11 protein-coding genes are annotated in these 14,104 nt (G+C 63.4%); 4 read left to right on the top strand and 7 right to left on the bottom strand.

Annotated features, from left to right (window positions below; genetic code table 11):
* The first annotated feature begins 5 nt into the window (after window positions 1-5).
* Complete coding sequence (gene putP / locus BLT42_RS00720; RefSeq protein ID WP_091765223.1) at window positions 6-1,514, top strand: sodium/proline symporter PutP; 1,509 nt, start codon at window positions 6-8, stop codon at window positions 1,512-1,514.
* Between the two features lie 60 nt (window positions 1,515-1,574).
* Here putP and BLT42_RS00715 read toward each other — a convergent pair whose 3' ends face one another.
* A complete protein-coding gene (locus tag BLT42_RS00715) occupies window positions 1,575-3,632 on the bottom strand; it encodes a 3-hydroxyacyl-CoA dehydrogenase NAD-binding domain-containing protein (protein WP_091765221.1) in 2,058 nt (685 codons plus the stop codon).
* Between the two features lie 149 nt (window positions 3,633-3,781).
* Between BLT42_RS00715 and BLT42_RS00710 the strand changes: the two genes are divergently transcribed.
* Window positions 3,782-5,038, top strand: coding sequence for a TetR/AcrR family transcriptional regulator (locus BLT42_RS00710; RefSeq protein ID WP_091765219.1), 1,257 nt, complete (start codon window positions 3,782-3,784; stop codon window positions 5,036-5,038).
* Between the two features lie 31 nt (window positions 5,039-5,069).
* Here BLT42_RS00710 and BLT42_RS00705 read toward each other — a convergent pair whose 3' ends face one another.
* The 6 genes from BLT42_RS00705 to BLT42_RS00680 form a co-directional block, all read right to left on the bottom strand.
* Window positions 5,070-5,969 (bottom strand): acyl-CoA thioesterase, encoded by a 900-nt coding sequence (locus BLT42_RS00705; RefSeq protein ID WP_091765217.1) that lies wholly within the window; start codon window positions 5,967-5,969, stop codon window positions 5,070-5,072.
* A 102-nt stretch (window positions 5,970-6,071) separates the two neighbouring features.
* Complete coding sequence (locus BLT42_RS00700; protein WP_091765215.1) at window positions 6,072-7,307, bottom strand: NAD(P)/FAD-dependent oxidoreductase; 1,236 nt, start codon at window positions 7,305-7,307, stop codon at window positions 6,072-6,074.
* A gap of 147 nt (window positions 7,308-7,454) precedes the next feature.
* Entirely contained in the window at window positions 7,455-7,649 is a 195-nt protein-coding gene (locus tag BLT42_RS00695) for a YgaP family membrane protein (RefSeq protein ID WP_091765213.1), read from the bottom strand.
* Window positions 7,646-10,915 (bottom strand): efflux RND transporter permease subunit, encoded by a 3,270-nt coding sequence (locus tag BLT42_RS00690; RefSeq protein ID WP_091765210.1) that lies wholly within the window; start codon window positions 10,913-10,915, stop codon window positions 7,646-7,648. The genes BLT42_RS00695 and BLT42_RS00690 overlap by 4 nt, the downstream gene beginning before the upstream one ends.
* Window positions 10,912-11,901 (bottom strand): efflux RND transporter periplasmic adaptor subunit, encoded by a 990-nt coding sequence (locus BLT42_RS00685; RefSeq protein WP_091765207.1) that lies wholly within the window; start codon window positions 11,899-11,901, stop codon window positions 10,912-10,914. The genes BLT42_RS00690 and BLT42_RS00685 overlap by 4 nt, the downstream gene beginning before the upstream one ends.
* An 8-nt stretch (window positions 11,902-11,909) precedes the next feature.
* The gene (locus BLT42_RS00680; protein WP_091765204.1) at window positions 11,910-12,266 is read right to left on the bottom strand and encodes a rhodanese-like domain-containing protein; all 357 of its coding nucleotides are present in this window, start codon (window positions 12,264-12,266) and stop codon (window positions 11,910-11,912) included.
* Window positions 12,267-12,354: 88 nt separating this feature from the next.
* On the opposite strand from BLT42_RS00680, the gene BLT42_RS00675 reads away from it, so the two are divergent.
* On the top strand, window positions 12,355-12,702 hold the full coding sequence (locus BLT42_RS00675) for an ArsR/SmtB family transcription factor (RefSeq protein ID WP_091765201.1): 348 nt from the start codon (window positions 12,355-12,357) through the stop codon (window positions 12,700-12,702).
* A 33-nt stretch (window positions 12,703-12,735) separates the two neighbouring features.
* On the top strand, window positions 12,736-14,025 hold the full coding sequence (locus BLT42_RS00670; RefSeq protein WP_091765198.1) for an NAD(P)/FAD-dependent oxidoreductase: 1,290 nt from the start codon (window positions 12,736-12,738) through the stop codon (window positions 14,023-14,025).
* The last annotated feature ends 79 nt before the right edge of the window (window positions 14,026-14,104 follow it).

The following is a 14,104-nucleotide window of genomic DNA, read 5'->3' as shown; positions in this document are numbered from 1 at the left end:
GTGACATGCAAACCGAAGCCCTGATTTCCCTCGCCCTCTATTTCATCCTGATGATGGCGATTGGCTATTACGCCTACCGAAAATCGACCAGCAATGTCGCCGAATACATGCTGGGCGGCCGGCAATTGCACCCGGCTGTGGCGGCATTGTCAGCGGGCGCGTCGGATATGAGCGGCTGGATGCTGATGGGCCTGCCCGGCGCCATCTATGTCTCGGGGATGAGCAGTGCGTGGATCGCGGTGGGTCTGCTGATCGGCGCCTATCTCAACTACAAGCTCGTGGCACCGCGCCTGCGCGCCTATACCGAGATTGCCGATGACGCGATCACCATCCCGGATTTCTTCGAGAAGCGCTTCAAGGACAAGTCACGCCTGCTGCGCGTCATTTCCTCGCTGGTCATCGTTGTCTTCTTCACCCTCTACACCTCGGCCGGTGTTGTTGCCGGCGGCAAGCTGTTCGAGGCTTCCTTCGGGCTGAGCTATGAGATCGGGCTGTTCCTCACCGCCGGTGTCGTCGTCGCCTACACATTGTTCGGCGGCTTCCTCGCCGTGTCGCTGACCGATTTCGTCCAGGGCTGCATCATGTTTGTCGCCCTGATCACGGTTCCGATCGTCACCTATATGGTGCTGGGTGGCAGCGATCCCATCCTGGCGGAAATCAATAGTATCGATCCAACCCTGTTGCAGATGACCACCGGCGTCACAGTGCTCGGCGTCATCTCGAGCATGGCCTGGGGCCTGGGCTATTTTGGCCAGCCACACATCATTGTCCGCTTCATGGCCATCGCCACGCTGAAGGAAGTCCGCGCCGCGCGTTATATCGGCATGAGCTGGATGCTCGTCACCCTGATCGGTGCCGTTGCCACCGGTATTCTCGGCCTCGCCTATGTCACTTCGACCGGTGCCGCCCTGACCGATCCGGAGACGATCTTCATCCTGCTCTCCCAGGTCCTCTTCCACCCGCTGGTCGGCGGCTTCCTGCTCGCCGCCATCCTGGCCGCGATCATGAGCACGATCTCCTCCCAGCTTCTGGTCTCCTCCAGCTCGCTGACCGAGGATTTCTACAAACATTTCGTGCGCCGCGGGGCGAGCCAGACGGAACTCGTCCTGGTCGGGCGGTTCTCGGTTCTGGCCGTCTCCCTGGTCGCCATTGCGCTGGCCTTTGACCGGTCGAGCACCATCCTCTCACTGGTCTCCAATGCCTGGGCCGGCTTCGGCGCCGCTTTCGGCCCGCTCATCCTGCTGAGCCTGTTCTGGCGCGGCATGACCCGTAATGCAGCGCTGGCCGGCATGGTCACCGGTGCGGCAACAGTGCTGATCTGGATCTACGCACCATTCGAGATCGGCGGCATGCGCCCGTCCGACGTGATGTATGAAATGGTGCCGGGCTTCGCGCTCAGCCTGATCGTCACCCTCGTGGTCGGCTTCGCCACCCGCACGCCAACCAGCGAGCTGACCGAGGATTTCGACACCATGAAGGAAGCCATGCGCACCGGCGTTATCGCGCCGAAATAGCGCCCATCGGCAAACAGACCAAAACGGCCGGCGGGGCAATCCCGCCGGCCGTTTTCATGTTCAGTTGAAGGTTTCGCCGGCCTCGGCTTTGCTTCGCAACAGGCTCGAAACTGTAAAGTCCGGCCCCAGCGCGCGGGCATGTCGGGCCAGCCCCTCGAGCACAACCTTCAGCCCGATCGTATCGGCCCAGAACATCGGACCACCGGTAAAGGCCGGCCAGCCATAGCCATTGAGCCAGACGATATCGATGTCCGAGGCGCGTTGGGCCATGCCCTCCTCGAGGATTTTCGCGCCCTCATTGATCATCGGATAGAGCAGGCGCTCACGAATCTCATCGCCCGAGAACTTGCGCTGCGGCAGGCCGCTCTTCGCCGCGAAGTCCGCGATTATCGTCTCGGTCTCAGGTGAGGGCGAGCCGCGACGGTTCTCGTCGTAATCATAGAAGCCTTTCGAGGTCTTCTGGCCCCGCCGCCCGCGCTCGCACAGGACTTCGCGAATGGTCGAACTGGTCGAGCCTTCCGCGGTCCAGCCCAGATCCAGCCCGGCCAGATCGGCCATCTGGAAAGGGCCCATCGGAAAACCGAATTCGGTCAGGGCGGCATCAACCTCCCATGGCGTCGCGCCTTCAAGCAGAAGCTTTTGCGCCTCGGTCTGACGCGGGCTGAGCATGCGGTTGCCGATGAAGCCGGGGCAGACGCCGGAAACGACGGCAATCTTGCCGATCCTTTTGGCCAGACCCATCACCGTCTTGAGAACGGAAGGCGAGGTGCTGGCACCGCGCACGACTTCGAGCAGGCGCATGATATTGGCCGGCGAGAAGAAGTGCAGACCGACCACGGCTTCGGGCCGTTCCGTCTCGGCGGCCATCTCGTCGATATTGAGATAACTGGTGTTGGAGGCGAGGATGGCGCCGGGCTTCACGATGCCATCCAGACGGCGAAAGACCTCTTTCTTGATCTCCATCAGTTCGAACACCGCCTCGATCACCAGATCGCAATCGGCGAGGTCCCCGTAATCCAGCGTCGGGGTCAGCAAGCCCATGGCCTGCTCGACCTGCTCTGTCGTCATGCGGCCGCGCGCTGCGGTGCGTTCGTAATTCTTGCGAATGGTGGCAACGCCGCGATCCAGCGCCGCCTGTTCACGTTCGACCAGGGTTACGGGCAGGCCGGCGGAGAGGAAATTCATCGCAATCCCGCCGCCCATCGTGCCGGCACCGAGAATCCCCACCCGGGCGATATCGATCACAGGTGTGTCGGCCGGGATGCCATCGATCTTTGCCGCCTGGCGTTCGGCGAAGAAGAGATGGCGCATCGCCCTGGACTGGGTGCCGGAGACGAGCTTCATGAACAGGTCCCGTTCCAGCTTGACACCCTGCTCAAACGGCAATTCGACCGCAGCCCGGACGGCCTCGATACAGGCCTTCGGCGCATCGAAACCGTGCAGCTTGCGGGAGTTTTCGGCGATGAATTTATCGAAGACCTGCGGGTGATTGGCCGCTTCGGCAATGCGGTCAGTGCGCAGGCTCGAGACCGGGTGGCCAGCCGCGCCGGCGACCTCCCTGGCAAAGGCGATGGCCGCATCAGCCAGACTGCCGGCATCGGCAACCCGGTCGACCAGGCCGATCTCCAGCGCCCGGGCTGCGGTCACCGGATTGCCGCTGACGATCATCGTCAGCGCATCAGCCACGCCGGCGACGCGCGGCAGGCGTTGCGTGCCACCCGCGCCAGGCAGAAGCCCGAGTTTCACTTCCGGCAGACCGAGCTTGGCTGAAGGAATTGCGATGCGGTAGTGGCAGCCCAGGGCGACTTCCAACCCGCCGCCCAGCGCCGTGCCGTGAATAGCGGCGACCACCGGTTTGCGGCATTGCTCGATTGCATCCACCACTTCGGGCAATGACGGGCCGACCGGAGGCTTGCCGAACTCGGTTATGTCGGCACCCGCGAAGAAGGTCCGTCCTTCGCAGCGAATAACCACAGCCTTGATCGCGTCATCGCCGGCCGCCTCGGCGATCCCTGCAGCCAGCCCCGCGCGGACGGCCTGGCCGAGCGCGTTGACGGGTGGATTGTCGGAGATGATGACAAGCACCTCACCGTGGCGTTGGGTGGTGATCACAGACATGGGCCGCTCCTGTCGATTCCGTTTCAATTCAGTCGTCTAACGCCAGACCGGCGCGACAAACCGATTTGACCCCAAGCCAGGACGCGCCGCAAGACGTGCAATCTGCCGCACTCGGTGACGCTCGCGCGAAACTCTGTTAAGCCGATGATATGGATGCCAGACATGACCAGGGCGACGACGCCACTACGCAGCGCTTTCAGCAGAAGCGCGAACGCATACTCGATGCCGCGGCGCAGCTGATCAACCGGCATGGCGTCAAGGGCATGACTTTTGTCGATGTCGCCGAGCTCGTCGGGCTGAATACCACCAGCGTGACCTATTATTTCAAACGCAAGGAATTGCTGGCAGCGGCCGTTCTGGACCGCTCGATCGACCGGCTCGAGGAGCTGATCCGCGACGCGGGCGCCCAGCCGACGCCGCGGGCGCGCGTCGCGCGTTATGTCCAGGTGCATTTCGAGCTGCACGCCCGCATCCAGCTCAATCGCGAACGTCCCTATACCGTCCTCTCGGATATCCGCGCACTGGGCGAACCCTTCCGCACCGATCTGACGGCCCGTTATGTCGGGGCGCTGCGCAAGGTTCGCGAATTCTTCGCGCCGCCGCTGACGGCACGCGACAAGATCCTGCGCACGATCCGCGCCCATGTCCTGGTGCAGAACATGTTCTGGCTGCCCGGCTGGCTGGCCCTGTATTCGGTCGATGACTACCCGCGGCTCAGCCGCCGCATGATCGAGATTTTCGAGCACGGCATTGCTCCGGCCGATGCTGCATGGACGCCGCAACTCCTGCCGGTCAAGACACCGTCCCGGACAGCCGAAGCGGAGGGCATGCCGGAGAATTTCGCGCGCGCCGCCACATGCCTGATCAATGAAAAAGGTTATCGCGGCGCCTCGGTCGAGCAGATCGCGTCAGAACTGAATGTCACCAAGGGCAGTTTCTACCATCATCTGGAAGCCAAGGATGAACTGGTGCTGGAATGCTTCCGGCGCAGCCATGAGCGGATCGAACTGGTGCAGCGCGCCGCCATCGAGGCCAATGGGAGCCAGCGCGACCGGCTGGCCTCCGCCATCGCCACCCTGCTGGATGTCCAGCTGTGCAGTGATTTTCCGCTCTTGCGCACGACGGCTTTGCAAGTCCTGCCAAGCGAATGGCGGACCGACATGCTGGAGCGCTCGACCCGGCTGGCGCGCCGCTTCGCGGGCATGATGATTGATGGCATTTCCGAAGGCTCTGTCCGCGCCCTCGACCCGCTGATCGCCAGCCAGGTCGTCATGGGCACGCTCAACGCGGCCTATGATCTGCGCGGCTGGATCTCCACCTTGCCGGATCCGACGGCGATCAGCCTGTACGGTTCGACCGTCGCCCACGGCCTGTTGGCGGACCCCGTCGACTTTGCAGTCGACTAGGGCGCGAACCCGGTAAAGCCACGCGCCGGCCCTAGGTCCGGCGCTGCCGGATCAGGCCTTCCTGCGCCGTGCTGGCAATCAGACGGCCGTCGCGGGAAAAGATCTGGCCGCGATTGAAGCCGCGGCCACCGCCAGCCCAGGGACTGTCGGTGACGTAGAGCATCCACTCATCCGCGCGCACATCGCCATGCAGCCACAGCGCATGATCCAGACTGGCCGACTGCATGCCGGGACTGATCCAGCTGACCCCGTGCGGCTGCATACTGGTGCTCAGCAAGGCCATGTCGGAGGCATAGGTCATGATCGCGCGGTGCATCACCTGATCGCCGGCAATCGGTGCCACTGCCCGCATCCAGATCTGCCGGACCGGCTCGCTCTGCTCCGGACGCAGCAATGACCAGGGCTTGACCGCCCGCATTTCGATCGGACGTGGCCGCGTCATCGCCTTCACGAAGGCTTCCGGCAGTTCGGCGCTCTCGCGCTGGATCAGTTCGGCATCGCTGAGCAGGTCTTCCGGTTGCGGCACATCGGGCATTTCGGCCTGATGGCTGAACCCGTCTTCGGGGATCTGGAAAGACGCCGCCAGATTGAGGATGGGCTTGCCATTCTGCATTGCGATGACGCGCCGCGTGGAAAAACTGCGACCGTCAAAATCGCGCTCGACGCGGCAGATGATCGGCAGGTTTTCATCGCCCGGCCGCATGAAATAAGCGTGGAGTGAATGCACGACCCGGCCGGGTTCGACCGAGCCGGTCGCCGACATCAGCGCCTGGGCGATCACCTGGCCGCCAAACACCCGCCCCTGCCCGCCCGGATTGCGCAGACCGCGATAAAGATCGGTGTCCAGCTTCTCGACCGACAGCAGACGCTCAAGCCCTTCGATCAGCTCGGCGGGTGTCTTGCGGGTTTCGGGCGTTTCACTTGCGGGCATGGCCAGGTCCTTCTTGTCGGCTCAATCAAGCCAGGAGCCGAAATTCGCGGTCAAAACGCCAGCCGTCAACGCCTATTGTGCAGCGCAACATATACGTATGGATCAGATCGCGACCTGCTTCATCGATACAGAAATGTCGGCCAGCCGCTCCAGGTCGACCGGCGTGCCGGCAGCGATCAGTTTGCGCCCGAACATGAATTCCGGCGGTGCATTGACCGCTTCGACGGACCGGACTCGATTGCCCTGCAGGTGAAACACGGCGAACTTCCCCGTCGCGGGATCGCCGCGCACCAGCTGGCTGGTCGCATCCAGCGGCAGGCCGGCGAGCTGGATTTTCAGATCATATTGATCCGACCAGAACCAGGGCACTTCCGGCGCGTGCGGCGACGTCGACGTCAGGACATGAGCGACGCAGCGCGCCTGTTCCAGCGCATTGGGCACGCTCTCGAGCCGGAATTGCGTGTTGTAGAGTTCCAGCGGGCGGAAGGAGACATCGCCAATGGCGAAGATCGCCGGATCACTGGTGCGCGCCTCGGCGTCGACAATTATGCCATTGCCGCACTCCAGCCCGGCCTCCCGTGCCAGCGCGTCATTGGGCACGACCCCGGCACCGACCAGAACCAGATCGCAGGCCAGCACACGGCCATCGGCCAGCTCGACAGCCGTTACGGCCTCGGTTCCGGCAAAGCCCTTGGCGGCGGCATTGAAGATGAACTCGACCTCATGATCGCGGTGATAGCGTTCAAGGAATTGCGACATGGTTGCGCTGGCGACGCGGGCGGCGCTGCGGGCCTCGCGTTCCACGATAATGGCTTTCAAACCCGCCTTGCGGGCCGAGGCGGCGACTTCCAGACCGATATAGCCTGCTCCGATCAAGACGATGGTCTTGCCGGGGATCATCGCGGTCTTCAACGCTTCGGCATCGGCCAGGTTGCGCAGGCTGAGCACGCCGGTAAGACCCTCGCCGGGCAGGCCGAGCACGCGCGGCCGCGCGCCCGTCGCGATGACCAGCGCGTCATAGCCGATAGCCTCGCCATCGCCGAGGATCACCGCTCGCGCCGTTCGGTCGATACGGGCGACACAGGTGCCGAGCCGCAGGTCGACATCATTGTCATTGTACCAGTCTTCCGGCCGCAGGATGACATGATCGAGACTGCTGGTGCCCGCCAGCCAGGCCTTGGACAGGGGCGGACGCTGATAGGGCACGACCGGTTCCTCGCCGATCAGCGTGATTGCGCCGGCAAATCCGCTCTGGCGCAATTGCGCCGCGACGGCGCCGCCCGCATGGCCGGCGCCGACAATCACAATACGCTGCGGCAGGCTCGGAGCTGGGTTCATGGCGCTGGGTCTTTCGGCGGGACGTTGGCGAAATCTGTCTTGCGCCAATCAGACCGCATAACCGGGGCCGCAATCAACCGACAAATCAGGCAATCGGCAAATCAGACCGATAGGCACGAAACGCCGGATGCGGTCGCCCCGAACCACTCAGACTTCGCCGCGAAGCCCCACCGCGCGCAGGATATTCGCCGCTGGGCAGAAGCCGGTGAAGCTGGACTGGACCAGGTTGAGCCCGACGAAGACCGCCAGGAATATCCACCAGGGATGGACCAGCCAGGCAAGAAGGATGGAAATCAGGACAAAACTGCCCGCAAGCAGGGTTACGCCGCGTCCTACAGTCATGATGCACTCCCTTGAGTTTGGACCGGCTCATCGCCGGTTGCCGGCACGTAAGGCACGTCCGGATCCTTGAAAACGACATAGATGGCCGGGATCACCAGGACCGTCAGAAGGGTCGAGGAAGCCAGGCCGAACAGAAGCGAAATCGCCAGACCCTGGAAGATCGGATCACCCAGGATGACGACCGCGCCGATCATCGCCGCGATTGCGGTCAGCATGATGGGTTTGAAGCGGATCGCGCCGGCGCGCAGCAAGGTTTCCCGCAGCGGCTCGCCGGCCTCCGCGCCGTGGCGGATGAAGTCGACCAACAGGATCGAGTTGCGCACGATGATACCAGCCAGGGCGATGAAACCGATCATCGAGGTCGCGGTGAAGGCGGCGCCGAACATCCAGTGACCGAACATGATGCCAATGAAGGTCAATGGCACCGGCGTGAGGATGATGAGCGGCACCCGGAAGGATCCGAACTGGGCCACCACAAGCACATAAACGGCGAGCAGGGCGACCATGAAAGCGGCCCCCATATCGCGGAAGGTGACATAGGTGATCTCCCATTCGCCATCCCACAGCAGGGTCGGCTCATCGTCGCTGGCTGGCTGGCCATGCAAGCGGATCACCGGTTGCGGCACGGCCTCGGTCCAGGGCCGGTCGTCGAGCGCATCGGCGACAGCGCCCATGCCATAGATCGGCGCTTCATAGGCCCCGGCCAGCTCGCCCATCACCATTTCGGCATAGCGGCCATCGCGGCGATAGATCGGGTAGGATCCGGGTTCTTCGGTGACGGAAACCACATCGCCGAGTTCGACAATGCCGCGGGCACCGGGAAGCCCGTTTGCGGGCACCGGTGTCGAGGCCAGACGTTCATTCCAGCTGCGCGCGCCGCGCGGCAGAGCAACCGAGATATCAATCGGATTACGGCCCTCACCGCGATGCGAATAGCCCACGGGCATGCCACCAATCAGGGCCTGGATGGTGTCATAGACGTCGCTTTGCTGGACCTGGAAGAATTCGAGACTGTCCTGGTCTATGGCAATACGCAGGCGTGGACGCGGCGTGCCGAAACTATCGTCGATATCGACGATATAGGGCACCGAGGCGAAGGCCGCGCGGACTTCGGTGGCGACGGCCCGCCGGGTCTCGGCATCAGGCCCGTAGATCTCGGCCAGCAGGGTTGCCATCACCGGCGGTCCCGGCGGAATTTCGGCGACGCGCACCACCGTGCCCTCGGGCATGTCGAGACCGGCAAGCAATTGCCGCGCTTCCAGCGCGATTTCGTGCGAGGAGCGGTCGCGCTCGGTCTTCGGCGCCAGATTGACCTGGAGATCGCCCAGTTCCGGCCGGTTGCGCAGATAGTAGTGGCGCACCAGGCCGTTGAAATTGAACGGTGCCGAAGTGCCGCTATAGAGCTGGATGGAAGTCGCCTCCGGCAGGGCTGCCAGACGATCAGCCGCCTCGCCCAGCACGCGTTCGGTCCGCTCCAGCGTGGCACCCTCGGGAAGATCGATGACGACCTGGAATTCCGATTTATTGTCGAAGGGCAGAAGCTTGACCGTCACCGTGCGGGTAAAGAAGAGCGACATCGAACCCAGGGTGAAAACCCCGATCACCAGCAGAAGCGTCCAGGCGCGGCCGCGCGTGGCGATCACCGGCGCGGCGACGCGGCGATAGAGCCGGCCGAGCGGGCCTTCGCTTTCATGGGCGTGGGCGGCATCATCGCCCGGCTTGTCGGGCTTGCCGCCGGCGATGACTTTCATCAGCCAGGGCGTGAGCACCATGGCGACGAAGAAGGAGAAGATCATGGCCGCCGAGGCATTGACCGGGATGGGCGCCATATAAGGCCCCATCAGTCCGGAAACGAAGAGCATGGGCAGAAGCGCCGCGACCACGGTCAGCGTCGCGACTATGGTCGGATTGCCGACTTCGGCAACCGCCTCGATGGCAGCCTGGACACGGGACCGACCGTCGCGCATCGCCCAATGACGGGCAATATTCTCGATCACGACAATCGCGTCATCAACGAGAATGCCGATCGAGAAAATCAGCGCGAACAGCGAGACGCGATTGATGGTGTAGCCCATCAGATTGGAGGCAAACAGGGTCAGAAGGATGGTCGTCGGGATGACGACAAACACCACCACCCCCTCGCGCCAGCCGATCACGAAGGTGACAAGCAGAACGATGGAGACAGTCGCCAGGGCGAGGTGGAAGAGGAGCTCATTGGCTTTCTCATTCGCGGTCTCGCCGTAATTGCGGGTGATGGTGACCTCGAGCCCGTGCGGGATCAGCGTGCCCTCAAGCGATTCAATACGCTCGATGATGTGTTCCGAGACAACGACCGCATTGGCGCCCTCGCGCTTGGCAATCGCCAGGGTGACGGCGGGCAGGCGATTCCACTCGGTCTCGCCTTCCTCGCGATTGAGCATCCAGGCGCGGGCATCGGTCGGCATGGAACCGACCACCACCGTGGCGACGTCGCGGACATAGACCGGGCGGCCATCGCGGGCGGTGACCAGCAGAAGCCCGATATCGGGAATGCCCTGAAGGGTCTGACCGGCGGTGACCGACCAGGCCTGGTCAGTGGCGGTGAGATCGCCGACCGGGAAAGAGCGATTGGCCTCGGCGATGCGGCCGGCAAGCTGTTGCAGCGTAATGCCGTATTGCGACAGGCGCTCCGGATCGGGCTCGATGCGGATCTGGTCGGCGCGGCCGCCGACGATATAGGTCAGGCCGACATCCTCGACCGAGAGCAGGGCGGCGCGCAATTCCTCGACGATATTGTAAAGGGCATTGTCGTCCCAATGCCCGGCCTCATCAGCCCGGGGCGAGAGCGTCAGCGATACAATCGCGACATCATCAATGCCGCGGCCAACAACAAGCGGCTCGGGAATGCCGTGCGGGATGCGGTCCATATTGGCGCGGATACGTTCATGCACGCGCAGGATGGCCGCGTCCGGGTCGGTGCCGACATCGAAACGGGCCGTCACCATCACCTGGTCATCACTGGTCTGGGAGTAGACATGCTCGACCGCATCGATCGAACGAATGATCGCCTCGAGCGGCTCGGTCACCAGTTCGACGCCATCGGCGGCGCGCAGACCATCGGTCTGGACGATGACATCGACCATGGGCACGGAAATCTGCGGCTCTTCCTCGCGCGGGATCACCATCAGCGCCAGAAAGCCCACGGCCAGCGAAGCCAGCAGGATAAGCGGCGTCAGCGGCGAGTTGATGAAGGCCTTGGTGAGGTGTCCGGAAATGCCGAGCTTCATGGCTGCACCAGCAGGTCACCGGCGGCGAGGCCACCGAGGACCTCCACACCATCGGCGGTGTCGAGACCGCGCTGGACGACAATGTCGGAATGGCTGCCATCCTCATGGAGCAGGCGGGCATAATCGACACCGTAACGGTTCGCCAGATAGCTGGCGGGCACCAGGATAGCGGCGCGCTCATCCACCGCGACATAGACCCGCACACGCTCGCCGACGAAATAGCTGCCCAGGCCTTCGACGACCGCATCGGCGATCACGCGGCCATCTTCAACCTGCGGATAGACTTGCCGGATATAGCCCGACGGGGAGACATCGCCGGTCAGGTCGGAAACGTCGACCATCACCGCATCGCCCTCGCGAATGCTGCGGGCATGCCGCTCGGGCAGGCGCAGGCGCAGAAGATAGAGATCGGAGGCGATCATCGCGACGGCTTCGCCGGGCAAAACCACGCTGCCGGAGGTCACGGGAACCTGCAACACGCGGCCGGACGCCGGCGCGAGCACATCGCCCTGCCGCGATTGCTGCACCAGGACATTGCGGTTCTGGCGCGCGGCGGACACCTGCCCGTCCAGGACGTCGACAGCCGTGCGCGCCTGGTCGAGCCGGGCCTGGGGGAATATCCCGCGGTCAAACAGGTCCTGTGCCCGGGTCAGATCGATCCGGGCCTGGGCCAATTGCGATTCCAGCGCCGAAACCTGACCGTTGACGGCCCCGATCTGTGGCGCAATCCGGTCATCAACCACGATGGCGAGAATATCACCGGCGATGACCGCGTCACCCTCATCGACCCGCAATTCGCCGATCGTGCCGCCAATCCGGGCGCGGGCGCTGACGACATCGACGCTCTCAACCGTGGCGAAAACCGCCTTGCGGTCGACGATCTGCTGCTCGGCCACCGTATAGGTCTCGCCGGTCTGGGCGAGCGTGGCTGTTGGCAGGCCAAGGCTGGCAAGGGTTAGCGGGAGAATGAGTCCGGTCAGTCGCATTGGGGGCCTCATACGGCTTGGGGGTCGAAAATGGCACCGGTCGCCGGGTCAATCGCGATGGTCGCCAGACCGGCCTGTTTCCAGGACATCAGCCCGCCGCGCACATGCGTGGTGATGGGGATGCCCGCCGCCTCGCAGCGTGCCACCGCATCGGCGGAGCGCTTGCCGGAGCCGCAATGAAAGATCACTTCCCGGGTCTTGTCGACAGGCAAGGCGGCGGGGTCAAAGGTTGAAAGGGGAAACAGCAAGGCGCCGTGAATGCGCTCGGAGGCGTATTCGCGCGGCTCGCGCACATCGATCAGGATGGCTTGTTTCGACTGCACCGCTTCAAGGGCGGTCTTCGGGTCCAGCTCACGCAGGCTCATCGGGGAATCTCCTCGGCGGTGAAGAAAACATAATTGACAACTAATGTAGTGAAAGATATTTTAGTGTCAACTAATGTTTGGAACACCGATGAACGCAAACCTGAACAAGCCCGAAGCCGACAGCCATTTCGCCGAGCTGCAACACCAGGCCGGCGATGCCGCCGCCTTCCTCAAGCAGCTCGCGAATGAAAAGCGCCTGTTGATCCTGTGCCGCCTGGCGCTCGGCGAGGCCACGGTGTCGGAATTGTGCGAGATGGCGGGTCTGTCGCAGTCGGCGATGTCGCAACACCTCGCCAAGATGCGCAGCGAAGGCCTGGTCACCGGACGCAAGGCGGGCCTGCAGGTTCACTATTCGATCGCAGACGAGCGCTGCCACGGCATTCTCAAACATCTCAAGGAAGACTTCTGCACCGCCGCCGACAGCCTGCCAGGCTGATCAGCGACCCTCTCAACCCCGAAGGAGCGTGACATGGCACATATTGTTGTACTGGGAGCCGGACTGGGCGGCGTACCGATGGCGCTCGAGGCCCGCAAACACGCCGGCAAGACCGATACGGTCACCGTCATCAGCGACAGCGCGACCTTCCACTTCACGCCTTCCAATCCCTGGGTCGCCGTCGACTGGCGCCAGCCCGACCAGATCAAGGTCGAACTGGAACCGATGTTGAGCCGGAAAAAGATCAATTTCATCCACGCCGCCGCGACCGGTTTGCGGCCACACGAGAATGCCATCGACCTCGCCAATGGCGAGACGGTGACCTACGACTATCTTGCCATCTGCACCGGCCCGGAACTCGCCTTCGACGAGATCGAGGGGCTGGGTCCCCATGGCGGCTTCACGCAATCCATCTGCCATGTCGATCATGCCGCGGCCTCGAAGCAGGTCTGGGATAAATTCGTCGCCGATCCGGGCCCGATCGTGGTCGGCGCGGTGCAGGGCGCGTCGTGCTTCGGGCCGGCCTATGAATCCGCCATGATCATGGAAACCGATCTGCGCCGCCGCAAGATTCGCGACAAGGTGCCGATGACCTTCGTCACCTCCGAACCCTATATCGGCCATCTCGGGCTCGACGGTGTCGGCGACACCAAGGGCATGCTCGAGAGCGAGCTGCGTAATCGGCATATCAAATGGATCACCAGCGCCCGCGTCACCAAGGTCGAGGACGGGCTGATGCATGTCGAGCAGGTCGCCGAGGACGGCACCGTCGCCAAGACCCACGAACTGCCCTTCAAGTATTCGATGATGCTGCCGCCCTTCCGCGGCATTCCCGCGCTGCGCGGCATTGAGGGCCTGGTCAATCCGCGTGGCTTCGTCATCGTCGACAAATCCCAGCGCAACCCCACCTTCCCCAATATCTACGGTATCGGTGTCTGCATCGCGATTCCGCCCGTCGGCAATTACGCCGTCCCCGTCGGCGTCCCGAAAACGGGCTTCATGATCGAGTCCATGGTCGTCGCGGCGGCTCGCAATATGCGCGCCGTGATGAAGGGTGAAGCGCCGCGCCATGAAGCGACCTGGAATGCCGTCTGCCTCGCCGATTTCGGCGATGGCGGCGTCGCCTTCGTCGCCATGCCGCAAATCCCGCCGCGCAATGTCAATTGGGCCGCGGAGGGCAAATGGGTCCACATGGCCAAGGAAGCCTTCGAAAGCTATTTCATCGGCAAGATCCGCAGCGGGACAGGCGAGCCCTTCTATGAGAAAGCCGCCTTCGACATGCTGGGCATTCACAAGGTCAAACCGCAGACACCGGCCGAGTGAGGCCATGTGAGATTTCAGTGACATCCCTGGCAAAGCTGGCCTTCAGGCTTGTCGCCTGAAGGCGGTCGGCTAGGCTGAT

It is taken from the genome of Maricaulis salignorans, from assembly GCF_900103475.1.
GTDB classification, from domain to species: domain Bacteria; phylum Pseudomonadota; class Alphaproteobacteria; order Caulobacterales; family Maricaulaceae; genus Maricaulis; species Maricaulis salignorans.
This window is presented reverse-complemented; position numbering and strand designations above follow the sequence as displayed.